Here is a 23,142-nt window from a genome sequence, read left to right on the forward strand (position 1 = left end):
CTCGCAGGCCGAAAACCTCTCTTGAACACTCACTGGTACACAAACTGTTTGGATCCTCCTGATTTCATTCAGGTTTTGCGGGTCGAACAGGGCGTTTCCAGGATTAGGTAGGGCCTGAAATCTAGCGCCGGGCAGTGCTCCCTCAGGGGAGCCCTCAGCAGACACCTCAGCCACACCGCTACGCGAAGCCGATAGCACTTTTTCTGCAAAACCCCATGCCCAGAGCGGCAGATGAGGAGTGCACATATGGCCACGTTGATTGGTGTAGTCAGTCAGGTAATCGGACACGTTTTTGCGATGGGTGCGGACGGCACGCGCCGCGAGGTGCATCAGGGCGACCGCCTGTTCGTGGGTGAACAACTGGACACGGGCGCCGACGGGGCCGTGGCCGTGCACCTGGAAAACGGCAAGGAACTGACCCTTGGGCGTGGCAGCGAGGTTACCCTCAGCCAGCAGATGCTGGGCGGCGACTGGGCGCCTCACGTGGCCACTCAGGAGGCCACCGCGCCGACCCAGGCCGACCTTACCGACGTGCAGAAAATCCAGCAGGCCATCGCCGCCGGCGCTGACCCTACCAAGGCCGCCGAGGCCACCGCCGCAGGTCCGGCAGCCTTGGGCACTTCGACCCAGGGCGGCGCCGAGGGTGGCGGCCACAGCTTCGTGCTGCTGACCGAAACCGGCGGCGCCATCGCCCCCGTGCTGGGCTACGCCACCGCCGGCTTCAACGGCGTGGCGGACTTTACCGTGCCGCAAGTGGCTGCGCTGACCAACGCCAACACCGCCGCCCTGGTGGTGGACAACGGCGTGACCCTGACCGGCCTTGGCAATGGCGTCAGCGTCGACGAGGCCAACCTGGCCGACGGCTCCAACCCGCAAACGGCCGCGCTGACCCAATCGAGCAGCTTCACTGTCACCGCCGCCGATGGCCTGAGCAACCTGGTGGTGGGTGGCATCACCGTGGTCAACAACGGTGCGGTAGTGGGCATCGGCCAGTCGATCACCACTGGCCTGGGCAACACCCTGACCATCACCGGCTACAACCCCACCACCGGCCAGGTCAGCTACAGCTACACCCTGACCGGGCCGGACACCCAGCCTGCCGGCGGCGGCGCCAACACCGTCACTGAAAACCTGGGCGTCAGCGCCACCGATTCCAACGGCACCAACAGCAGCGGCTCGTTCACCGTGACCGTGGTCGATGACGTGCCTCACGCCATCAACGACAACCCCACCACGCCTGCCACCGAGCAGAACCTGGTGCTGACCGGCAACGTGCTGACCAACGACATCCAGGGTGCGGACCGCATTCCGATCACCGCCACCAGCGGGCCGATCACGGCCGGTACCTACACCGGCACCTACGGCACCCTGGTGCTGGCGTCCGACGGCACCTACACCTACACCCTCAACGCGGCTGGCCAGGCGTTCAACGACCTGCACGGCGGCGGCAAGGGCACTGACAGCTTCACCTACACCCTCAACGATGCCGACGGCGATACCAGCACCGCGGTGCTGACGCTGAACATCAACAACATCAACGACGCGGTGACCATCACTGCGCCAGATGTGAACGGGGTCAATACCACCGTCAACGAGGCCAACCTGGCCAACGGCTCCAGCCCCGCTGCCGCGGCACTGACCCAGACCGGGCAGTTCACCGTCAGCGCGCCCGATGGCCTGCAAACCCTGACCATTGGCGGTGTGTCGGTGGTGACCAACGGCGTGGGCATCAGCTCGCCTGTCAGCGTTGTCACCCAATTGGGTACCCTGACCATCAACAGCTACAACGCCACCACTGGCGTGGTGAGCTACAGCTACACCCTGACCCATGCCGACACCCATCCGGATGTCCAGGGCCCTAACACCATCACTGACACCTTCGCCGTGGTGGCTACCGACACCGACGGCAGCACCGCCAGCACCCAGTTGACCACCACCATCGTCGACGACGTGCCCAAGGCCGTGGCCGACACCGAGACCGTCACCGAAGGCGTCACCCTGCAAGGCAACGTGCTGACCAACGACGCCTCCGGCGCCGATGGCTTCGGCGGCGTGGTGGGCGTGAAGGCCGGCAGCGATACCTCCACCGCCGTCAGCGGCGGCGTTGGCGTGGCCATCGAAGGCACCTACGGCACCCTGACCATCAATGCCGACGGCAGCAGCAGCTACCACGCCAATGCCAACATCACCAAGGACGGCGCCGTCAGCGATACGTTTACCTACTCGGTAGCGGACAAGGACGGTGACATCAGCACTACCACCGTCACCGTCACCATCAACGATGCGGGCCTGAAGGCCACCAACGTCGACGGCGCCACCGTGTTCGAAGCGGCGTTGCCCACCGGCAGTCACCCGGACTCCACCGCTGAAGTGGGCACCGGCACCGTGGCCGGCTCCGTCACTGGCGGTGTCGGCGCGCTCACCTACAGCCTGCAAGGCGCCGATGCCAACGGCAACGTCACCAGCCAGTACGGCACCCTGCACCTGAACACCGATGGCAGCTACACCTACACCCTCAACGTCGCCCCGCAAGTGCCGGGCCTGGGTACCCTGGACACCTTCACTCTGGTGACCACCGACAGCGTCGGCAACCAGGTGGACAGCCAGGTCACCATCAAGATCGTCGACGACACGCCTACCGCCGTGCCGGACGCGGTCACCATGGCTGAAGGTCAGATTGCCCAAGGCAACGTGCTGGCCAATGACATTTCCGGCGCCGACGGCTTTGCCGGCGTCGTGGGTGTGCGGGCCGGCAGCGATACTTCCACGCCCGTCAGCGGTGGCGTGGGCACGGTCATCGCCGGCGCCTACGGCCAGTTGCTGATCCAGGCCGATGGCTCTGCGGTCTATCACGCCAACGCCAACTCCGTGGGCGAGGCAGGCGCCACCGATACCTTCACCTACTCGGTGATGGACAAGGACGGTGACATCAGCACCACCACCGTCACCATTACCATCAACGACGCCGGCCTGGTGGCCAAGAACGTCGACGGCGTGACCGTGTTCGAAGCCGCGCTGGACACCACCAAGGACGGCAACGACCTGGCCGCCGGCACCTCCACCGGCAGCCATCCGGATTCGCCACTGGAAACCGCCAGCGGCACCGTGGTGGGCTCGGTCACCGGTGGCGTGGGCACGCTGACCTACAGCGTCTACGGCTCCGATACCAACGGCGACATGAAAGGCCAGTACGGCGTGATTCACATGAACGCCGACGGTACCTACACCTACACCCTGGTCACCGCGCCACAAGTGGCCGGCATTGGCACCACCGAAAACTTCGTGCTGGTAACCACCGACAGCGCGGGCAACCACGTGGTCAGCGACCTGACCATCAAAATCGTCAACGACCAGCCCGTGGCCCTGGCCGACTCGGTTACCCTCACCGAAGGCCAGGTGGCCCAGGGCAACGTGCTGGCCAACGATGTCTCCGGCGCCGACGGCTTTGCCGGTGTGGTGGGCGTCAAGGCGGGCAGCGATACCACCACGCCGGTAAGCGGCGGCGTGGGCAGCGTGGTTGTGGGCACTTATGGCGAACTGGTGATCTTGGCCGACGGCAGCAGCATCTACCACGCCAACGCCAACTCGGTGGGCGTCACAGGCGCTACCGATGTGTTCACCTACTCGGTAGCGGACAAGGACGGTGACATCAGCACCACCACCGTCACCATCAACATCAACGACTCGGGCCTGGTGGCCAAGAACGTCAATGGCGTGACCGTGTTCGAAGCCGCGCTGGACCTGGTCAAGGACGGCAACGACCTGGCACCGGGCACTTCCGTGGGCAGCCACCCGGACTGGACCTCGGAAACCGCCAGCGGCACCGTGGCCGGTTCTGTCACCGGTGGCGTCGGCGCGCTGACCTACAGCGTGTTCGGCTCTGACGCCAGTGGCGACATCAAGGGCCAGTACGGCGTGCTGCACATGAACGCCGATGGTACCTACACCTACACCTTGACGACTGCACCGCAGGTGCCAGGCATCGGTACCACCGAGTCCTTCACCCTGGTGACTACCGACAGTGTCGGCAACCATGTTGCCAGCACCCTGACGGTCAAGATCGTCGATGACCAGCCTCATGCGTTCCCGGACTTCGCGCACCTCGTCGAAGGCCAGACCGCCCAGGGCAATGTGCTGGCCAACGACGTGTCGGGCGCGGACGGCTTTGCCGGCGTGGTCGGCGTGAAAGCGGGTATCGACGTCAGCAAGGCGGTCATCGGCGGTGTAGGCACGGTCATCCAGGGCCAGTATGGCGAGCTGATCATCGCGGCCGACGGCACCAGTATCTACCACGCCAATGCCAACTCGGTCGGCCACTTCGGCATCGACGTATTCACTTATTCGGTTGCGGACAAAGACGGCGACATCAGCACCACCACCCTCACCATCAAGATTGATGATTCGGGCCTGAAGGCCAGCAACGTCAATGGCGTGACCGTGTTCGAAGCCGCGCTGGACCTGGTCAAGGACGGCAACGACCTGGCCGCAGGCAACTCGGTGGGCAGCCACCCGGACTGGACCTCGGAAACCGCCAGCGGCACCGTGGCCGGTTCTGTCACCGGTGGCGTCGGCGCGCTGAACTACAGCGTCTACGGCACTGACGCCAGCGGCGACATCAAGGGTCAGTACGGCGTGCTGCACATGAACGCCGACGGTACCTACACCTACACCCTGACCATCGCGCCGCAAGTGGCCGGTATCGGCACAACCGAAACCTTCGCCGTGGTGACCACCGACAGTGTCGGCAACCACGTGGCCAGTACCCTGACCATCAAGATCGTCGACGATCAGCCGCAGGCTTACCCGGACTTCGCGCACATCACTGAAGGCCAGACGGCCCAGGGCAATGTGCTGGCCAACGACGTGTCGGGCGCCGACGGCTTCGCCGGCGTGGTCGGCGTGAAAGCCGGCGCCGACACCAGCAAGGCCGTGACCACCGGCGTTGGCACCGTGATTCAGGGCCAATACGGCGAGCTGTTCATCGCCGCCGACGGCACCAGCACCTACCATGCCAATGCCAACTCGGTGAATCACGTCGGCATCGACGTATTTACCTACTCGGTAGCGGATAAAGACGGCGACATCAGCACCACTACCTTGACCATCAAGGTCGGCGATTCGCACCTCACCGCCACCAATGTCGACGGCGTGACCGTGTTCGAAGCCGCGCTGGACCTGGTCAAGGACGGTAACGACCTGGCCGCAGGCAACTCGGTGGGCAGCCACCCGGACTGGACCTCGGAAACCGCCAGCGGCACCGTGGCCGGTTCTGTCACCGGTGGCGTCGGCGCGCTGAACTACAGCGTCTACGGCACTGACGCCAGCGGCGACATCAAGGGTCAATACGGCGTGCTGCACATGAACGCCGACGGTACCTACACCTACACCCTGACCACCGCGCCGCAAGTGGCCGGTATCGGCACCACCGAAACCTTCGCTGTGGTGACCACCGACAGCGTTGGCAACCACGTGGCCAGCCAGCTGACCATCAAAATCGTCGACGACCAGCCCCAGGCCTACCCGGACTCCGCGCATATCCTCGAAGGCCAACTGGCCCAGGGCAACGTGCTGCAGAACGACGTGTCGGGCGCGGACGGTTTCGCCGGCGTGGTCGGCGTCAAGGCCGGCAGCGATACCAGCACTAACGTCCTGGGCGGCGTGGGCACCATCATCCAGGGCCAATACGGCCAACTGGTGATCGCCGCGGACGGGTCCAGCTACTACCACGCCAACCCGAACTCGGCCGCCGCCGGTGATGTGACTGACACCTTCGTCTACTCGGTCGCCGACAAGGATGGCGATGTCAGCACCACCACGCTGACCATCAGCATCGGCAATGCAGGCCTGCACATCGTGCCCGGCGACGGCGCGGGCGTGACCGTGGCTGAAGCCGCCCTGGACCTGAACCAGGATGGCAAGGACCTGGCCGCCGGTACCGTGACGGGCAGCAACCCCGATTCCACCGCCGAAACCGGCTCCGGTTCGGTAGCCGGTTCCGTGGCGGGCGGCGTGGGCACCATTACCTACAGTATCGACGGCGCCAGCAATGGCTTGTTCACCACCGCCCACGGGGTGATCCAGCTCAACGCCGACGGCAGCTACACCTACACCCTGACCTCGGCGCCGAAAACCGACCCTTCGGCCAACAACGGCGCCGACACCACCACCGACACTGTCACCTACCGGGCCACCGACAGCCAGGGCAACACCATTACCAACCAGTTGACCATCAACATCACTGACGATGTGCCCCAGGCGGGCGCCATCGACCGTGCGGTGATTGCGCCGGAGGTCAACTCCAACGTGCTGCTGGTGATCGACATCTCGGGGAGCATGGACGATCCTTCCGGGGTGGGTAAGCTGTCGCGCCTGGATCTGGCCAAGGTGTCGATCGACAAGCTGTTGGACCAGTACAGCGGCATGGGCGACGTGAAAGTGCAGGTGGTCACCTTCAGCAACGGCGTCAGCACGCCGAGCAGCGTCTGGGTCGACGTGGCTACCGCCAAGGCGTATATCGCCGGGCTGCATGCCAACGGCGGCACCAACTATGACTACGCCCTGTCGGGCGCCGAGTCGGCGTTCAACACCAACGGCAAGCTGGTGGGCGGCCAGAACGTGGCCTACTTCTTCTCCGACGGCAACCCTACGCTGTCCAGCACCCACCCCACTTCGGGTGGCAGCCAGTCGGGCAGCGAGACCAACCCCAACCTGGGCGATGGCATCGACACCACCGAAGAGAAGGCCTGGACCGACTTCCTCAACGCCAATGACATCAAGGCTTACGCCATTGGCCTGGGCAACGGCGTCGACAGTCAGTACCTGAACCCCATCGCCTATGACGGCACCACCGGCACCAACACCAATGCCACCGTGGTCACCAACCTCAATAACCTGGGCAGCGTGCTCAGTGGCACGGTGCAGGCCGTGGCCCTGACCGGCAGCCTGTTGACCAACGGCACCTTCGGCGCCGACGGTGGCTTCATCAAGTCGATCACCATCGACGGCGTGACCTACACCTACGATCCGAAGGCCAACAATGGCGAAGGGGGCATGACCACTGCCGGCGGCACCAGCGCGGGCACCTTCGACACCACCACCAACAGCATCAGCGTGGCCACCAGCCATGGCAGTACCGTGGTGGTGGATATGGACAACGGCGCCTACACCTATAGTTCGGCGTCCAGCGGCTCCACGGCGACCTTCACCGACAAGGTCACCTTCGTGCTGGCGGACAATGACGGCGACCTGTCCAATGCCGCCAACCTGGACATCACCGTGACCCCGAACTCGCCGCCAGTGGCGGTGGCTGATCACGTGATCACCAACATCCTGTCGTCCACCATCATTGTGCCCAGCGAGGCATTGGCGGCCAACGACACCGATGCCAATGGCGACCCGTTGACCGTGGCCAATACCGGCTTCGACACCGGTTGGGCACCCAAAGGCGCAGACTTCACCGCTACCACGGTGCAGACCATCCAGTTCAATGGCACCAGCAACCTCAGCAGCAACCAGATCAAGACCATTGACCGCAGTGACTTCAACGCCAACACCAGCAACATGACGGCATTGTTGGTGGTCAGCGGCTTCCTCGGCGCGGTGGGCTTTGGCAGCAATGCCAACGCCAGCGACAGCATCACCGTGCACCTGAAAGCCGGGGAAAGCCTGAACCTGAGCGACGCCAGTAACAGCCACCTGAACATGACCTGGCAGCTGGGCAACGGCAGTGCCACCACCCTGGGTGATGGCGGCGTACTGACCGCCAGCACTGACGGTGACTACACCATTCACGTCAGCCACGCCGCCAACCACACCGGTCAGACGGCCTACACCCTGGACATGAGCATCAACTACGCCGGGGCCGCCAACTACACCCCGGACCTGCCGGCGACCTACACCGTCACCGACAACCATGGCGGCAGCGACACCGCGGCGGCGACCATCACCTACCAGGACGGCCATACCCTGACCGGCACGGCGGGCGATGACATCCTGATCAGCAACGACAGCGGCAGCACCTTGCTGGGCCTGGCGGGCAACGACTTCATGATCGGCGGAGCGGGCAACGACAAGTTCGACGGCGGTACCGGGGTCAACACCGTCAGCTACCACGCCGCCAAGGGGCCGGTCACCGTAGACCTGAGCAACACCGGTGTGCAGGACACGGTCAATGCCGGTCACGATCAGTTGATCAATATCCAGAACCTGATTGGCTCCGATTACGGCGACCACCTGACCGGCAACAGCCAGGCCAACGTCATCACCGGTGGCGCGGGCAATGACGTGATCAATGGCGGTGGCGGCAACGACACCATCATCGGCGGCCTGGGTGACAACACCCTGACCGGCGGCGACGGCGCCGACACCTTCAAGTACCTGGCTGGCAACACGGGCCACGACACCATCACCGACTTCGCCCTGGGCACCGACAAGCTGGACCTGTCGCAACTGCTGCAAGGTGACGGTGCCACGGCGTCGACCCTGGATGACTACCTGCACTTCAAGGTCACCGGTTCGGGTTCCGGGCTGGTATCGAGCATCGACGTCAGCGCCACCGCCGGCGGCGCCACCACCCAGACCATCGACCTGCAGGGGGTCAACGTGGCCACCCACTACGGCATCACCCCAGGGGCGGGCGGCACCATCTCATCCCACGACACGGCAACCATCATTGGTGGCATGCTGGGGGATCATTCGTTGAAGGTGGATGTAGCGTAAGGGTGTTTGGCTAGATAAAAAATCCCGCCTTCGTGGCGGGATTTTTTTATTCTGTTTCGTCGCCGCGGATTTGCAGCCGCTGCCGCCAGGCTGCGCTGGCCGGTGTGAACCCAGAAGCTCTCCAGTGAGGCACAGGGCCCGCGCAGCCTTCGGCAGCCTACAAGGCAGGCATCAAACCTGCGCCACCGGTGGCCCTATCAGGCGCCCCATTGCCCCATGCAACCCCAGCTCCTTCAACACCTCCAACTCGCCGGCCGTCTCCACCATCTCGGCTATCAACGGCATGTCGATGCTGTTGGTGGCGCGGTAGATGGCTTCGATGAACAGACGCTTGTCGCTCTGCTGATCGATGGCGCGGATGTAGCTGCCGTCGATCTTCAGGTACGCCAGGCCCAGGTGGGTGAAGTTGCCGATCTGGCTGAAGCGGCCGCCAAAGTGTTGCAGGCCAAAGCGGTAGCCGGTGTCGCGAATGGCCTGGCTAAGGGCTTGCAACTGCTCGGGTGGGGGCAGGTGGCGCTCGTCCGCTTCCAGTGTCAGCAGGTGGGCCTGGCCTGGGCTGGCCTTGAGCATGTCGAGAAGGGGTGTGAGGTGCTCTACGCGGCGCAAGGTGGTGCCCGACAGGCTCAAGGCCAGGGGGTGCGGGTGTTCCTGCAAATAGTCCAGGGTGTGTTCGAGCATGGCCAGGTCGAAGCGCGCAGACCAGCCCAGGCGTTCGATCCAGGGCAGGAAGTGCGCGGCGGCCACGGCTTCGCCGGCGGGGTCCAGCAGGCGTGACAGCACCTTGTGGTGCAGAACCTGCCCGGGTTCGGCGCACGGCACCACCGGCTGGAAATACAGCTTGAGCTTGCGCAGCGTCAGTGCCTCGTCGATCCAGGTGCGCCACTGCGCCGGGTTCTGGATGGGCGCGCCGTTGAAGTGGGCCAGCACCGCCCAGGCGCGCTGCGGATGGTTCTGCGCCTCGGTGAGCGCCTGGTCAAGGTGCATGTACACGGTGCTCAGGGTTTCGCCGGGCTTGTAGGCCACAATGCCGATGTGCGCCACGGGGGAGCGATCACTGGCACCGGTCAGGTAGAAGTTTTCCAGTTGGCGGCTGAGGTCATCGGCCAGTTGTTCGGCCTCTTCGCTGGTGACCGCCGGTGCCAGCAGGCTGAATTCGCCACCGCGGTTGCGGGCGGCGGTCCAATGGCTGCGGCGCGGTTCCTTGAGCAGTTTGGTCAGCACCTCACCCACCTCGGCAATCAGCGCGTCGGTGCGCTGGCCGCCCATGCGCTGGTTGAGGCCCGCCAGGTCATTGACCCGCAGCATCAGCACAAAGCCTTCGGTGTTCTGCTCGGTGACCATCAACTGGTTGGTCAACTGGGTGTCGAACAGGCGGCGGTTGGCAAGGCCGGTGAGCGTGTCCTGGTAGGACTCTTCACGCAACTTCTCGCTGCGCGCTGCTTCTTCGGCAAACAGCGCCTTGAGCTTTTCCACCATCTGGTTCATGGCCAGCACCACCCGCCGCAGTTCCGGGGTGCGCGGTATTTTCGGCAGGCTGAGAAACTCGCGGTGGCTGATGGCGTTGGCCTGGTTGACCATGCTGTCCAATGGTTGCAGCTGCTTGCGCAGCAGCCAGCCGCCGAAAATGGCGCTCAGCAGGCCGCACAGGGCCAGCCAGGCCAGGCTGCCGATGGCGGTTTCCCACAGCTTGGCCAGGGCGAATTGCGGGTTGCTCAGCACCTCCACGCGGGCCGCCTGTTCCCAGCCACGCATCACCAGGGCGTCACCGCCCTGGGGCTTGAGGTTGACCAAGTGCACGAACCAGCTGGGCACCTCGCCGGTGCCCGGCTCTGCGGTGCGTTCCACCATCGTGCTGTTATCGCCGATATTCACCACGCGGATGTTGGAGAAGTAGCCGCTGTCGAAAATCGACGACACCATGAGCTCCACCATCGCCGGGTCGTCCACATGGGGTGCCAGCGACAACCCCAGCGCCGTGGCGGCGTCCTGGCCGTGGGAGCGCAGTTGGCTGACCAACTGCTCGCGCGAGTTCTCGAGGCCAACGAAAAAGCTGCCGCTGAAGGCCACCACCAGGAACAGGCAGATCGCCAGGAACAGTTGCTTGAGTAATGACATTGGGCACTCCTATCCGTCGCCGATGGTAAAGCCTTCGGCTTTCATTTTTTGCAGCACGTCCTGCCAGCGCGACAGTTTCTTGCTGTCGCTGCTGCGGGCACTGGCCGAGGCGCCGGGTAAATACACGCCTTCGGCATTGAAGGCATACACCGGCAGCAAATCCTTGCGCTGGGAAGCGGGTTTGATGTCGCCGATCAGGTTGTCGAGCACCAGTGGGTCAGCACGGTCGGTGGCGTAGTAGGCCAGCACCATGTGCGCCTGGTTCAGGCTCAGGGCCTTGACGTAGGTAATGCGCAGTTTCTCGGCCGGCACGCCCAGGCGGCGCAGGCTGAAGTATTTGGCAATGGCATAGTCTTCACAGTCCCCGGCGCCTTTCCACAGCGCTTCGAGCGGGGTGGCCCAGTAGTCTTCGACGTGCCATACGGTCATGTCATCCTTGAAGGCCATCTGGCGGTTGAAGAAGCTGTTGACGATGCTCAGTTTCTCCAGCTCCGGCCTGTCGCCGCTGGTTTGCAGCAATGTGGCCCAGGCTTCCATGCGCCCGCGCGCCGAGCCCAGCCCACCGTAGTGCTGGTCAGCCTTGTTGATGATTTGCGTGAAGTCCCAGTCAGGCCAGTTTTCTCCGGCCACGGTCAGCGACAGGCACAGGACTACCCAGCCACACAGGCGCCAGAGCCTTGGCGAGAGCCATCCGTGTCGACGCGGGCGTTGGGGCATGCCAGGGGCACTCTGTGATCAGTCGACAGAGTTTAGGAGATGGCGATCAGACAGCACAGGGGAAGGGCGTATATATTTTTATTCAAGCGGCACGCTCATGTACCGCTTTGGTGGAATCGGGTTCTACCGGCGAAAAGAGTCACGCATGATTTATGAAATACCGCGGTGACCTTTTCGCGGGCAGAGCCCGTTCCCACGTATCAGTGGTGACGCGGCTTGAGGATGGCCGGTTTTTCGTCCGGTGCGTTGCACAGCAGATACAGGGCCGTCAGCGCCTCGGGGATCTGCACGATCATGTCGTCCTGCAGGTTGGCGTCGGCGGCGATGTCGGCGAATTCGGGCTGTTCGTCGAACAGCCCGGAACCGACCATGATCGGCAGCAGCATTTCGCTCACTTCATCCTCGGCGGTTTCGAACCAGGCCGCTTCGCGCATGAACACGCCTTCCATGAAGCCGATGCACCAGCCGCGCAGCTCGGAGTCGTCCGCCTCTTCGCCCAGGTCCAGGTCGCATGGCAGCTCGAATTCCTCGTCGCTGGCCAGCTGGCGGGCGATGTGGGCCTTGAGCGCAACCAGCGTGCCTTCGATCTCTTCACGCTGTGCCGCATCGGTATAGTGCGGCTCTTCAGCGAACAGGGCGTCGATCCATTCACGGTCCGGGACGGCCTCGGAACAGACGGACAGCGCGGTCAGATAGCCGTGAGCGGCCACGAAGTCCAGCGCTTCCTCGTGCAGCTCATCGGCGTCGAGGAAGGCTTGCAGGCGGTTCAGTTGCTCAGCGAAGGACATTAAAAGGCTACCTTGAAGAATTTACGATAGTGAATTCTAGGCCTTGTTACGCCCCGCGCGCCACCCAAGCCTGCAAAACATGGCCTTATCAGTGGTGCCCTGTGCAGCCGAGCGCTCGGGTATAATGCGCCGCTTTGGCCGTTTCACGCCCTGAAAGGGTACCCCGGCAAAGGGTGCTTACGCATTTTTGCGTGAAACGTGCGCAATTTTCATCCAGCCTAGGGCACGGATGGTTCTGCGATATTTGGAGTTCTTATGCTCGAACAGGCTCAACGCGTCCTTAAGGACATCTTCGGCTACGACAGTTTTCGGGGTCGCCAGGGTGCCATTATCGAGCGCGTGGCCAGCGGTGGCGATGCCCTGGTACTGATGCCCACCGGTGGCGGCAAGTCCTTGTGCTTCCAGGTGCCGGCGCTGCTGCGCCCGGGCCTTGCGGTGGTGGTGTCGCCGCTGATCGCGCTGATGGACGACCAGGTCGCCACCCTTGAAGAGCTGGGCGTTGCCGCCGCGGCGCTGAACTCCACGCTCAGCGCCGAACAGCAGCGCGACCTGGCTGCACGCATTCGTCGCGGTGAAGTGAAAATGCTCTACCTGGCCCCCGAGCGCCTGGTGCAGCCGCGCATGCTCGACTTCCTGCGCAACCTGGACATTGCCCTGTTCGCTATCGACGAAGCGCACTGCGTGTCGCAGTGGGGCCATGACTTCCGTCCCGAATATCTGCAACTGGGGCAACTGGCCGAACAGTTCCCCCATGTGCCGCGTATTGCCCTGACCGCCACGGCCGACAAGCGCACCCGCGAGGAAATCGTCACCCGCCTGCACCTGCAGGATGCCGAACGCTTCCTGTCGAGCTTTGACCGCCCGAACATCTTCTACCGCATCGTGCCCAAGGAAAACCCGCGCAAGCAACTGATGGCCTTCCTGGCGGAGCGCCGCAGCGACGCCGGCATCGTGTACTGCCTGTCGCGCAAGAAGGTCGATGAAACCGCAGCCTTCCTGTGCGAGCAGGGTTTTCCGGCGCTGTCGTACCACGCTGGCCTGCCGTCGGACGTGCGCGCGGCCAACCAGAAGCGCTTCCTCAATGAGGAAGGCCTGATCATGGTGGCTACCATCGCCTTCGGCATGGGCATCGACAAGCCCAACGTGCGCTTCGTGGCCCACATGGACCTGCCCAAGTCCCTGGAAGCCTACTACCAGGAAACCGGCCGGGGCGGCCGTGATGGCCTGCCTGCCGACGCCTGGATGGCCTACGGCCTGCAGGACGTGCTGATGCTCAAGCAGATGCTGCAGAACTCCGAAGGCGACGAGCGCCACAAGCGCGTGGAACAGCACAAGCTGGACGCCATGCTGGCCCTGTGCGAGGAAACCCGTTGCCGCCGCCAGGCCCTGCTGGCCTATTTCGACGAAGACATGCCCAACCCGTGCGGGCATTGCGACAATTGCCTGGACGGCGTGCAGACCTGGGACGCCACCGAGCCGGCGCGCCAGGCCCTGTCGGCGATCTTCCGCACCGGCCAGCGGTACGGCGTGGGCCACCTGGTGGACGTGCTGCTGGGCAAGGACACCGAAAAGGTGCGCAGCTTCGGTCACGAGAAACTGGCCGTGTTCGGCGTGGGCAAGGCCCGCAGCGAGCATGAATGGCGCTCGCTGTTCCGCCAGCTGGTGGGCCGGGGCCTGGCCGACGTTGACCTGGACGGCTACGGCGGCCTGCGCCTTAGCGACACCTGCCGGCCCCTGCTGCGCGGCGAAGTGGCCTTGCACCTGCGCTTCGAGCCCAAGCCGCAGAAGGGCACCACCACCCGCAGCGGTTCCGGCAGCCCGGCCAGCCAGTTGGTGCGCGGCGAAGAGCGCGAACAGTGGGAAGCCCTGCGCACCTTGCGTCGCAAGCTGGCCGAGGAGCACGGCGTGCCGCCGTACGTCATCTTCCCCGACTCCACGCTGCTGGAAATGCTGCGCAGCCAGCCGGGCAGCATGGCCGAGATGGCCCGCGTCAGCGGTGTTGGCGCGCGCAAGCTGGAGCGCTACGGCGAGGCTTTCCTGGCGGTGCTCAACGGTGGCGAGCAGGAAGCGCCGCGGGTGGTGGCCGATATCCGCCACGAACTGATCAGCCTGGCCCGCGCGGGCATGACGCCCCTGCAGATCGCCGGTCAGCTGCAATGCAGTGAAAAGAACGTCTATTCCCTGCTGGCCGAAGCCATCGGCCAGCAGCAATTGTCCCTGGAACAGGCCCTGGACCTGCCCGAAGACCTGCTCAGCGAAGTGCAGGACGCGTTCCTGGACGGCGAGGGCGAGCTACCGCCGGTCAGTGAGGTGGCGGGGCTGTTCGCAGGTCGTGTGTCCGAAGGTGTCTTGTACTGTGTACGGGCGGCCTTGCAGTCCGAGTTTGAAATGTGAGCGGTTTCAGGGCGAGCTTTGTTTATAACGCAATACACATTCGTTCCGGCATGAGTATTGCCTCTTGGTCAAGGTCATGATTAGCTCACTAATAATTAGTTCTGTCCTTTAACCATGAGTCGCTTATGCCGTTGACTGATCAACATCGTTTCGGAATGCAACTGGCCCAGATGTCCCGGGGCTGGCGTGCTGAACTGGATCGCCGCCTGGCTGGCCTGGGCCTGTCCCAGGCGCGCTGGCTGGTGCTGTTGCACCTGGCCCGGTTCGAAGAAACCCCCACCCAGCGCGAATTGGCGCAAAGCGTGGGCGTCGAAGGCCCGACCCTGGCACGCCTGCTGGACAGCCTGGAAAGCCAGGGGCTGGTCAAGCGCCAGGCCGTAGTGGAGGATCGCCGGGCGAAAAAGATCCTGCTGTGCGACCCGGCCCTGCCGTTGATCGAGCAGATCGAAACCATTGCCAATGCCTTGCGTGCCGAGCTGTTCGTGGGCGTCGACGAAGATGAGATGCGCATCTGCATGCGCGTTCACCGGCAGGTTCTGGACAACCTCGAGAAGAAATCCTGAGCACCTGCGTGCACGGTGCTTTGAGAAAGGCTGGTTCGCAGTCTATAACCAGAATGACAGGAAGCAGGTTCTTCAAGGGATTCACATGCTAGAGCGTTCACGGTCCATTTTCGCGGCCTTTTCCACGTCTACCACCGCCCGCCTGCTGGCGGCCTTGCTGGCAACCGCCGCTGGCCAGGCCCAGGCACTGGGGCTGGGTGACATTACCCTGCATTCCTCGCTGGGCCAGCCGCTCAACGCCGACATTGCCCTGGTCGATGCCCAGGGCCTGGACCAGGCCGACCTGTCGGTGAGCCTGGCCACGGCTGAAGAGTTCGCCCGCTCGGGGGTGGACCGTGTGTTCTTCCTCAATGACTTGCACTTCACTCCCGTGCTGGGTGGTGATCGCAAGTTCATTCATGTTACCTCCACCAAGGCCGTTACCGAGCCTTACCTGGATTTCCTGGTGCAGGTGAACCGCCCCAGCGGGCAACTGCTGCGTGAATTCACGGTGTTGCTGGACCCCCCCGGCACTGTGGCGCTGGCGCCAGCACCGAAGTTCGACGATGCACCGGTGAGCAGTATCGCCAGTGCCATCAGCAGCGCCAGCAGTGCCCCCCCGGCTGCCCGCGCCGCCGCGCCGCACGTTGCGCAGCCGCTGCCTGCCGCTACTCAGAACAAACGCCTTGACGTGAGCAGGGGTGACACCCTGTGGAGCATCACCAAACGCCTGCAGGCGGCCGGCACTACCACGCCGCCCAATACCCTGGCACGGGAGCTGCGCGCCCTGAACCCTGGCAAGTTGAAAGCCGGGCAAAGCCTGTTGCTGCCCGATAGTGCCGTGGTGCCGGGCACTGCTGCCCCGGCGACAGTGGCCCAGGCCGTCAGCCCCGCGCCGGCCGCCGCCGCGCCTGCCGCTGCCCCGGCTGCGGTCACGGATGCGCCGCCTGTTCCGGCCGCCGAGCCAGCGCCCGCGGCCCCCGTGGACACCCAGGAACTGCACAAGGACGTCGACGAGCTCAACAGCAAGCTGCAAGCCTTGCAGGCGCAAATGACCGGCAAGGACCAGCAGGTGCAACAGTTGCAACAGCAATTGGCCCAGGCCCGCGCCGCTGCCAAACCAGCCTCCCCCGTGGCGCCGGTTGCCGTAGCGCCGATCATTGACGACAGCAGTGATATTCCCTGGCTGCCGATTCTGGGTGTGGTGCTCATCCTGTTGCTGTTGGGCGGGCTGCTCTACAATCGTCGTCGCCAGCAGTTCGCCGTGCCAATGGCCGCGGTGCCGCTGACGGCGGTTGACGATGATGTGCTGATCAAGCCTGCCCAGGACGGCCTGGCGCCCGCCCCGCAAGTGGCCGAAGAAGAACCGGTCAGCAGCACGCCGCGGCGTGAAAGTGGCCCGGCCACCGACGCCATGGACGGTGCCAGCATCTACATTGCCTACGGTCGCTTCAATGAAGCCACGGCGATTCTGCGCGAGGGCCTGCAAAAGGAGCCGCAGCGCACTGACCTGCGCCTGCGCTTGCTGGAAGTATTGGGCCAGCAGGGCGATGTGGCCGGTTTCGCCGAGGAAGAACGTGCGCTGCTGGCGCAGGATTTCAGCGCCGAGAAGATCGAAGCCATTCGCGGCCACTACCCCAAGTTGCAGCCAGCCCCGGCCGCCGTTTCGGCCCCGGCACCCGCCGTGCCTGGTCCAGTGGTGCCTGCGGCGCTGGCAGCGGTGGCGGCGGTGGCCCCGGCCATTGTCGAACGGCCAGCGCCAGCGCCCGAACCCCTGGACGATTTCCAGCTCAACCTGGACGACCTGTCCATGGACGCCGACTGGGACCTGGTCAGCCCCTTCGACCCGGCGCCCACGCGCAAGGGCAGCGAGCCTCTGGCGGAGGTGGACGAGCCGATGGACACCGATTTTGCCAGCAACCTCAAGGAATTCCCCGACGTCTTTGAAATGCCCGACGAGCAGTTTCTCAGCGACTTTGCCGAGCCCGAACCTGAGCCTGAAGCGGATGCCGATGGCATGGATGACGCCTTCCTGGACAACTTCGTAGCCGGCGCCGACCTGCCCGAACTGGATGCCCTGACTGTGGACTTCGATGCCCAGGACAGCGCCGAAGAGTCCGCGCAGAAGCTTGAACAGGCGCAAAGCTGCATCGATCAGGGCGACCTGCGCAGTGCGGCCGACCTGTTGCATGAAGTGCTGCGCGAAGGCGACGACACCTACAAGCTGGCGGCGCGCCAATTGCTTTCGAAGATCGCCTGAGGTGCACCATGGCTGATACCCGCCCGCACATCGTCATCACGTACTGCACCCAGTGCCAATGGCTGCTGCGCGCCGCCTGGCTGGCCCAGGAACTGCTCAGCACCTTTGCCGACGACCTGGGCCGCGTCAGCCTGGAGCCCGGCACGGGCGGCGTATTCCGCATCACCTGCGACGACGTGCAGATCTGGGAGCGCAAGGCCGACGGCGGCTTCCCCGAAGCCAAAGTGCTCAAGCAGCGCGTCCGCGACTGCATCGACCCACAGCGCGACTTGGGCCATAACGACCGGTAACGACAACCCGCAGCTCCTGCACGACGGTTGCGGTTAGATGATTTTACTTCTGCCCCACCAACGTATCCACCGCCGGCACCCGCGTATCGCTCTCCATCTGCGCATCATGCTCCAGCTGATGACTGAACCGCTCCAGCGACCCGTGCGCCGGTTTGGCGTCGCTGGCGAACACCGGCGGGCTGAGCATGTAGGCGGTCAAAATGCGCCCCAGCGCCTGCAGGCTGTCGATGTGGGTGCGCTCGTAGCCATGGGTGGCATCACAACCAAACGCCAGTAGCGCCGTGCGTATGTCATGCCCGGCGGTGACGGCCGAGTGGGCGTCGCTGAAGTAGTAACGGAACAGGTCGCGACGTACCGGCAGGTCATGGTCATGGGCCAGGCTCAGCAGATGCCGGGACAAGTGGTAGTCATAAGGCCCGCTGGAGTCCTGCATGGCCACGCTGACCGCATGTTCACTGGAGTGCTGGCCCGGGGCGACGGGGGCGATGTCGATGCCGACGAATTCACTCACGTCCCACGGCAGCGCGCCAGCGGCGCCCGAGCCGGTTTCTTCGGTGATGGTGAACAGCGGGTGGCAATCGATGGGCGGCTGTTGGCCGCTTTCGACAATGGCCTTGAGGCTGGCCAGCAGCGCGGCGACGCCGGCCTTGTCGTCCAGGTGGCGGGCGCTGATGTGGCCGCTGTCGGTGAACTCGGGCAGCGGATCGAAGGCCACGAAGTCGCCGATGTTCACGCCCAGGCTCTCGCAGTCGGCGCGGGTCGCGCTATAGGCGTCCAGGCGCAGTTCCACGTGATCCCAGCTGACGGGCAATTGGTCGACAGCGGTGTTGAAGGCATGCCCGGAGGCCATGAGTGGCAGTACGCTGCCACGAATCACACCGCTGTCGGTGAACACGCTGACGCGGCTGCCCTCGGCGAAGCGACTGGACCAGCAGCCCACCGGTGCCAGCGACAGGCGGCCGTTGTCCTGCACGGCTCGCACGCTGGCGCCGATGGTGTCCAGGTGGGCCGATACGGCGCGGTCGGGTGAGCTTTGCACGCCCTTGAGCGTGGCGCGGATGGTGCCGCGGCGGGTGAGCTCGAAGGGAATGCCCAGTTCTTCCAGGCGTTCGGCCACGTAGCGCACGATGGTGTCGGTAAAGCCCGTGGGGCTGGGAATGGCGAGCATTTCCAGCAGGACTTTCTGCAGATATTGGGTATCCGGTTCGGGAATTTTGGGGGTCATGGAAACTCCTGATTGGATATGACTGGAGGTGGGTGGTGCAGCCTTCGCGGGCACGGCCCACGCCTACAGGACGGCGCGGTTCTGTAGGCGCAGGGCATGCCCGCGAAGGGTTTCAGGTCAGCACCTGGCAATGGGGAAACAGCAGGTCGATGAATTTCTGCGCAGTGGGCCGCGGTTCGTGGTTGGCCAGGCCAACGCGCTCGTTGGCTTCGATGAACACGTACTCGGGCTGGTCGGCCGCAGGCACCAGCAGGTCCAGGCCCACTACCGGAATGTTCAGGGCGCGGGCTGCGGTCACGGCCGCCTCGGCCAGGGCCGGGTGGAGGCTGTCGGTCACGTCTTCCAGGTGCCCGCCGGTGTGCAGGTTGGCGGCGCGGCGCACGGCCAACACCTGGCCGGCCGGTAGCACGGTGTCGTAATCCACCCCGGCGGCGTGCAGGGTGCGCTGTGTTTCATGGTCCAGCGCAATGCGGCTTTCGCCCTGGGTGGCCGCCTGACGCCTGCGGCTCTGGGCTTCGATCAAGGCACCAATGGCGTGCTGGCCGTCGCCGACAACCTGGGCGGGGCGGCGGATGGCAGCGGCCACCACTTCAAAGCCGATGACCACAATGCGCAGGTCCGCACCTTCATGAAAGCTTTCCAGCAAAACCCGGCTGTCGAACTGATGCGCGTGTTCGATGGCTTGCTGCACATGATCAAGATTGTCCAGGTCCACCGCCACGCCCTGACCTTGTTCGCCGTCCACCGGCTTGACCACAATACGCCCATGCTGTTGCAGGAAGTCCTCGTTGTCGTCGGCGCTGCCGGCCAGTTGCTGGGCCGGCAGTTTCAGCCCGGCGGCGCTGAGCACCTTGTGGGTCAGGCTCTTGTCCTGGCACAGGTTCATGCTGATGGCGCTGGTGAGGTCGCACAGCGACTCGCGGCACCGAATGCGCCGGCCGCCATGGTTGAGGGTGAACAACCCGGCGTCGGCGTCGTCGATCTGTACTTCGATGCCGCGACGCAGTGCCTCGTCGACGATAATGCGCGCATAGGGATTGAGCTCGGCCTGGGGCCCGGGGCCCAGGAACAGGGTCTGGTTGATGCCGTTCTTGCGCTTGATCGCAAAGGTGGGCAGGGTGCGGAAATCCAGCTTGGCGTAGAGGTTCTTGGCCAGGCGGTTGTCGTGCAACACCGACAGGTCCAGGTAGCTGAGCCCGCGGCTCATGAAATGCTCGATCAGGTGACGCACCAGAACCTCGCCCACGCCGGGCCGGGTGCAGCGCGGGTCCACGGCCAGGCACCAGAGGCTGCTGCCGTTTTCGGGGTCGTGGAAGGCCTTTTGGTGGTTCAGGCCCATGACGCTGCCGATCACCTGGCCGCTGTCTTCATCTTCGGCCAGCCAGTACACCGGGCCACCCTGGTGGCGCGGGGTCAGGCGCGCAGGGTCGATGGGCAGCATGCGCCGCTTGAGGTACAGCTCATTGATGGCTTCCCAGTCTGCATCGCTTTGCGCGCGGCGAATGCGAAAGCCGCGAAACACCCGCTGGGCAGGCCGGTAGTCGCTGAACCACAGGCGCAGGGTATCGGAGGGGTCCAGGAACAACTGCTGCGGCGCTTGGGCCAGCACCTGCTGTGGCGCGGCCACGTACAGGGCAATGTCACGCTCCCCGTGCTGTTCGTGCACCAACTCGGCGGCCAGGCTGGCCGCGTCCGCAAAGGTGTGGCCGATCAGCAGGCGGCCCCAGCCGCAATGCACGGCGTGACCATGTTCATCGGGCACGTTGCCGTCTTCGGCGAAGCGCGCCTGCAAGCGTTCGTAGGTAGGTGACTGGCCGCGTTGCAAACGCTGGTTGAAGGTCGTGGCATGGGGTTTCATCGGTCAGATTCCTTGTTCGCTGAGCCACAGGTTCAATGCCGCCAGTTGCCACAGCTTGGAGCCGCGCAGCGGGGTCAATTGGCCTTGGGGGTTGGTCAGCAATTGGTCGAGCATGGCCGGCTTGAACAGCCCGCGGTCCTGGCTGGGGTCCAGCAGCAAGTCGCGCACCCAGTTCAGGGTGTTGCCTTCCAGGTGCTTGAGGCCAGGTACCGGAAAGTAGCCTTTCTTGCGGTCGATGACTTCGCTGGGAATGACCAGGCGCGCGGCTTCCTTGAGCACCTGTTTGCCGCCGTCGGGCAGTTTGAAGCGGGCAGGCACGCGGGCCGACAGCTCCACCAGGCGGTAGTCCAGGAAGGGTGTGCGTGCCTCCAGGCCCCAGGCCATGGTCATGTTGTCCACCCGTTTTACCGGGTCGTCCACCAGCATCACCGTGCTGTCCAGGCGCAGGGCCTTGTCCACGGCGGCGTCGGCACCGGGTTGGGCAAAGTGTTCGCGCACGAAATCACCGGCGGCGTCATTGCGGGTCAGCCAGGCCGGTTGCACGGTGGCGGCATAGTCGTCATAGCTGCGGTCGAAGAATGCGTCGCGGTACGCCGCGTAAGGATCGCTGGCGCCATCCACCTGCGGGTACCAGTGGTAACCGGCAAACAGTTCGTCCGCACCCTGGCCGCTTTGCACCACCTTGCAATGCTTGGCCACTTCCCGCGACAGCAGGTAGAAGGCGATGCAGTCATGGCTGACCATCGGCTCGCTCATGGCGCGGAAGGCGGCCGGGAGCTGTTCGATGATCTCGGCTTCGTCAATGCGCAGTTGGTGATGGCGGGTGCCGTAGTGTTTGGCAATCAGGTCCGAGTACTGGAACTCGTCACCGCGTTCACCGCCGGCGTCCTGGAAGCCGATGGAAAAGGTGGACAGGTCTTCCACGCCCACTTCACGCAACAGGCCCACCAACAGGCTGGAGTCGACGCCGCCGGACAGCAGCACGCCCACGTCCACGGCCGCACGCTGGCGAATGGCAACGGCTTCGCGGGTGCTGTGCAGCACGCGGTCGCGCCAGTCTTCCAGGGTCAGGTTCATTTCATCGGCGTGGGGGCCGTAAGGCAGCGTCCACCAGGTTTTCTGCTCGGTCTTGCCGCTGGCGTCAATGCGCAGCCAGGTAGCCGGCGGCAGTTTTTCAATGCCTGCCAGCAGGGTACGCGGCGCCGGCACCACGGCGTGAAAGTTCAGGTAGTGGTTGAGGGCCACGGGGTCGAGCATCGGGCTGATGTCGCCACCCTTGAGCAACGCTGGCAAGGCCGAGGCAAAGCGCAGGCGGCTGCCGGTGCGCGACAGGTACAGGGGCTTTACGCCCAGGCGGTCGCGGGCAATGAACAGGCGCTGGCTGTCGCGCTCCCAAATGGCGAAGGCGAACATGCCATTGAGCTTGGGCAGCAGCGCTTCGCCCCAGGCGTGGTAGCCCTTGAGCAACACTTCGGTGTCGCCGCCCGAGTAGAACGCATAACCCAGCGCTTCCAGTTCAGCGCGCAACTCCGGGAAGTTGTAGATGGCGCCGTTGAAGGCCAGCGACAGGCCCAGTTGCTGGTCGATCATGGGCTGAGCCGAGCCGTCGGACAGGTCCATGATTTTCAGCCGTCGGTGGCCAAGGGCGATAGGGCCCTGGCTGTGAAAGCCCCAGGCGTCCGGGCCGCGAGGGGCCAGGTGGTGAGTGATGCGCTCTACGGCGGCGAGGTCCGCCGGTTGATGGTCAAAACGAAGTTCACCTGCTAATCCGCACATAATTCCTTACCGGTTGTTCCGTTGGGGAGGGCGCCATTGAGGCGCGCTTAAGAAACTGACCGAGGAGATTTACAGGAGTTTTAGAACAATATGTTATAAGGCGATAGGTGAGGGCGGCGTTCACCCGATATCAACGGCTAAAATGATTACGTGAATGTTTGGAAACATTCCCTGAATAGTCGCTAATTTTTCGCCGCTGCCCTCGACTCAATGTGGTGTTTCAATTGCGATTGGTTATTTGCCTTCGCGCAAAATAGTGGTCTATATTTCTTTCGATTGATTGTTGGATCCCATTCCTGTCAGCCAGGTATTTTTGCCATGCAGTGGACCATGCGCTCACTAGAGCGATTTGCCCCGGAACATTCCGAGGAAAGCCTGTTCGAGTCGCTGCTATGGGTGTGCCGCGAACTGGGCTACGAATATTGCTCCATCAATGTTTTTGTACGACTTCCCCTAGGG

11 protein-coding genes are annotated in these 23,142 nt (G+C 64.1%); 5 read left to right on the top strand and 6 right to left on the bottom strand.

Going from position 1 to position 23,142, the window contains the following annotated elements; all coding sequences use genetic code 11:
- Window positions 1-246 precede the first annotated feature (246 nt).
- A complete protein-coding gene (locus PMM47T1_RS05680) occupies window positions 247-8,718 on the top strand; it encodes a retention module-containing protein (protein WP_008366653.1) in 8,472 nt (2,823 codons plus the stop codon).
- Between the two features lie 171 nt (window positions 8,719-8,889).
- Here the strand turns inward: PMM47T1_RS05680 and lapD are convergent, their stop codons facing one another.
- The 3 genes from lapD to PMM47T1_RS05695 all read right to left on the bottom strand — a co-directional run bounded on the left by lapD (window position 8,890) and on the right by PMM47T1_RS05695 (window position 12,338).
- Window positions 8,890-10,833: a cyclic di-GMP receptor LapD gene (gene lapD, locus PMM47T1_RS05685; protein ID WP_008366655.1), complete on the bottom strand. Its 1,944-nt coding sequence runs from the start codon at window positions 10,831-10,833 to the stop codon at window positions 8,890-8,892.
- Between the two features lie 9 nt (window positions 10,834-10,842).
- The gene (lapG, locus tag PMM47T1_RS05690; protein WP_043300741.1) at window positions 10,843-11,550 is read right to left on the bottom strand and encodes a cysteine protease LapG; all 708 of its coding nucleotides are present in this window, start codon (window positions 11,548-11,550) and stop codon (window positions 10,843-10,845) included.
- Window positions 11,551-11,750: 200 nt separating this feature from the next.
- Entirely contained in the window at window positions 11,751-12,338 is a 588-nt protein-coding gene (locus PMM47T1_RS05695; protein ID WP_008366659.1) for a UPF0149 family protein, read from the bottom strand.
- 255 nt (window positions 12,339-12,593) lie between these two features.
- On the opposite strand from PMM47T1_RS05695, the gene recQ reads away from it, so the two are divergent.
- The 4 genes from recQ (at window position 12,594) to PMM47T1_RS05715 (ending at window position 17,824) form a co-directional block, all read left to right on the top strand.
- Window positions 12,594-14,732 carry a DNA helicase RecQ gene (gene recQ / locus PMM47T1_RS05700; RefSeq protein WP_008366661.1) on the top strand — a complete coding sequence of 713 codons (2,139 nt, stop codon included), beginning with the start codon at window positions 12,594-12,596 and terminating at the stop codon, window positions 14,730-14,732.
- 125 nt (window positions 14,733-14,857) lie between these two features.
- On the top strand, window positions 14,858-15,295 hold the full coding sequence (locus PMM47T1_RS05705; RefSeq protein ID WP_008366662.1) for a MarR family transcriptional regulator: 438 nt from the start codon (window positions 14,858-14,860) through the stop codon (window positions 15,293-15,295).
- 85 nt (window positions 15,296-15,380) lie between these two features.
- Window positions 15,381-17,534, top strand: coding sequence for a FimV/HubP family polar landmark protein (locus tag PMM47T1_RS05710; protein ID WP_008366663.1), 2,154 nt, complete (start codon window positions 15,381-15,383; stop codon window positions 17,532-17,534).
- 8 nt (window positions 17,535-17,542) lie between these two features.
- Window positions 17,543-17,824: a SelT/SelW/SelH family protein gene (locus PMM47T1_RS05715; protein WP_008366664.1), complete on the top strand. Its 282-nt coding sequence runs from the start codon at window positions 17,543-17,545 to the stop codon at window positions 17,822-17,824.
- A 43-nt stretch (window positions 17,825-17,867) separates the two neighbouring features.
- Here PMM47T1_RS05715 and PMM47T1_RS05720 read toward each other — a convergent pair whose 3' ends face one another.
- The 3 genes from PMM47T1_RS05720 to PMM47T1_RS05730 all read right to left on the bottom strand — a co-directional run bounded on the left by PMM47T1_RS05720 (window position 17,868) and on the right by PMM47T1_RS05730 (window position 22,683).
- Entirely contained in the window at window positions 17,868-19,049 is a 1,182-nt protein-coding gene (locus PMM47T1_RS05720; RefSeq protein WP_008366665.1) for an osmoprotectant NAGGN system M42 family peptidase, read from the bottom strand.
- Between the two features lie 112 nt (window positions 19,050-19,161).
- Window positions 19,162-20,907, bottom strand: a complete 1,746-nt coding sequence (gene ngg, locus PMM47T1_RS05725) for an N-acetylglutaminylglutamine synthetase (RefSeq protein ID WP_008366666.1) — start codon at window positions 20,905-20,907, stop codon at window positions 19,162-19,164.
- Between the two features lie 3 nt (window positions 20,908-20,910).
- The gene (locus PMM47T1_RS05730) at window positions 20,911-22,683 is read right to left on the bottom strand and encodes an N-acetylglutaminylglutamine amidotransferase (RefSeq protein WP_008366667.1); all 1,773 of its coding nucleotides are present in this window, start codon (window positions 22,681-22,683) and stop codon (window positions 20,911-20,913) included.
- Window positions 22,684-23,142 lie beyond the last annotated feature (459 nt).

The sequence above is a fragment of the Pseudomonas sp. M47T1 genome (assembly GCF_000263855.1).
Taxonomy (GTDB): domain Bacteria; phylum Pseudomonadota; class Gammaproteobacteria; order Pseudomonadales; family Pseudomonadaceae; genus Aquipseudomonas.

What these genes read in the sequence shown, in the direction of transcription:
- PMM47T1_RS05680 (WP_008366653.1), top strand. Translation starts at nt 247, where the DNA reads ATGGCCACGTTGATTGGTGTAGTCAGTCAGGTAATCGGACACGTTTTT.
- lapD (WP_008366655.1), bottom strand. Translation starts at nt 10,833, where the DNA reads ATGTCATTACTCAAGCAACTGTTCCTGGCGATCTGCCTGTTCCTGGTG.
- lapG (WP_043300741.1), bottom strand. Translation starts at nt 11,550, where the DNA reads ATGCCCCAACGCCCGCGTCGACACGGATGGCTCTCGCCAAGGCTCTGG.
- PMM47T1_RS05695 (WP_008366659.1), bottom strand. Translation starts at nt 12,338, where the DNA reads ATGTCCTTCGCTGAGCAACTGAACCGCCTGCAAGCCTTCCTCGACGCC.
- recQ (WP_008366661.1), top strand. Translation starts at nt 12,594, where the DNA reads ATGCTCGAACAGGCTCAACGCGTCCTTAAGGACATCTTCGGCTACGAC.
- PMM47T1_RS05705 (WP_008366662.1), top strand. Translation starts at nt 14,858, where the DNA reads ATGCCGTTGACTGATCAACATCGTTTCGGAATGCAACTGGCCCAGATG.
- PMM47T1_RS05710 (WP_008366663.1), top strand. Translation starts at nt 15,381, where the DNA reads ATGCTAGAGCGTTCACGGTCCATTTTCGCGGCCTTTTCCACGTCTACC.
- PMM47T1_RS05715 (WP_008366664.1), top strand. Translation starts at nt 17,543, where the DNA reads ATGGCTGATACCCGCCCGCACATCGTCATCACGTACTGCACCCAGTGC.
- PMM47T1_RS05720 (WP_008366665.1), bottom strand. Translation starts at nt 19,049, where the DNA reads ATGACCCCCAAAATTCCCGAACCGGATACCCAATATCTGCAGAAAGTC.
- ngg (WP_008366666.1), bottom strand. Translation starts at nt 20,907, where the DNA reads ATGAAACCCCATGCCACGACCTTCAACCAGCGTTTGCAACGCGGCCAG.
- PMM47T1_RS05730 (WP_008366667.1), bottom strand. Translation starts at nt 22,683, where the DNA reads ATGTGCGGATTAGCAGGTGAACTTCGTTTTGACCATCAACCGGCGGAC.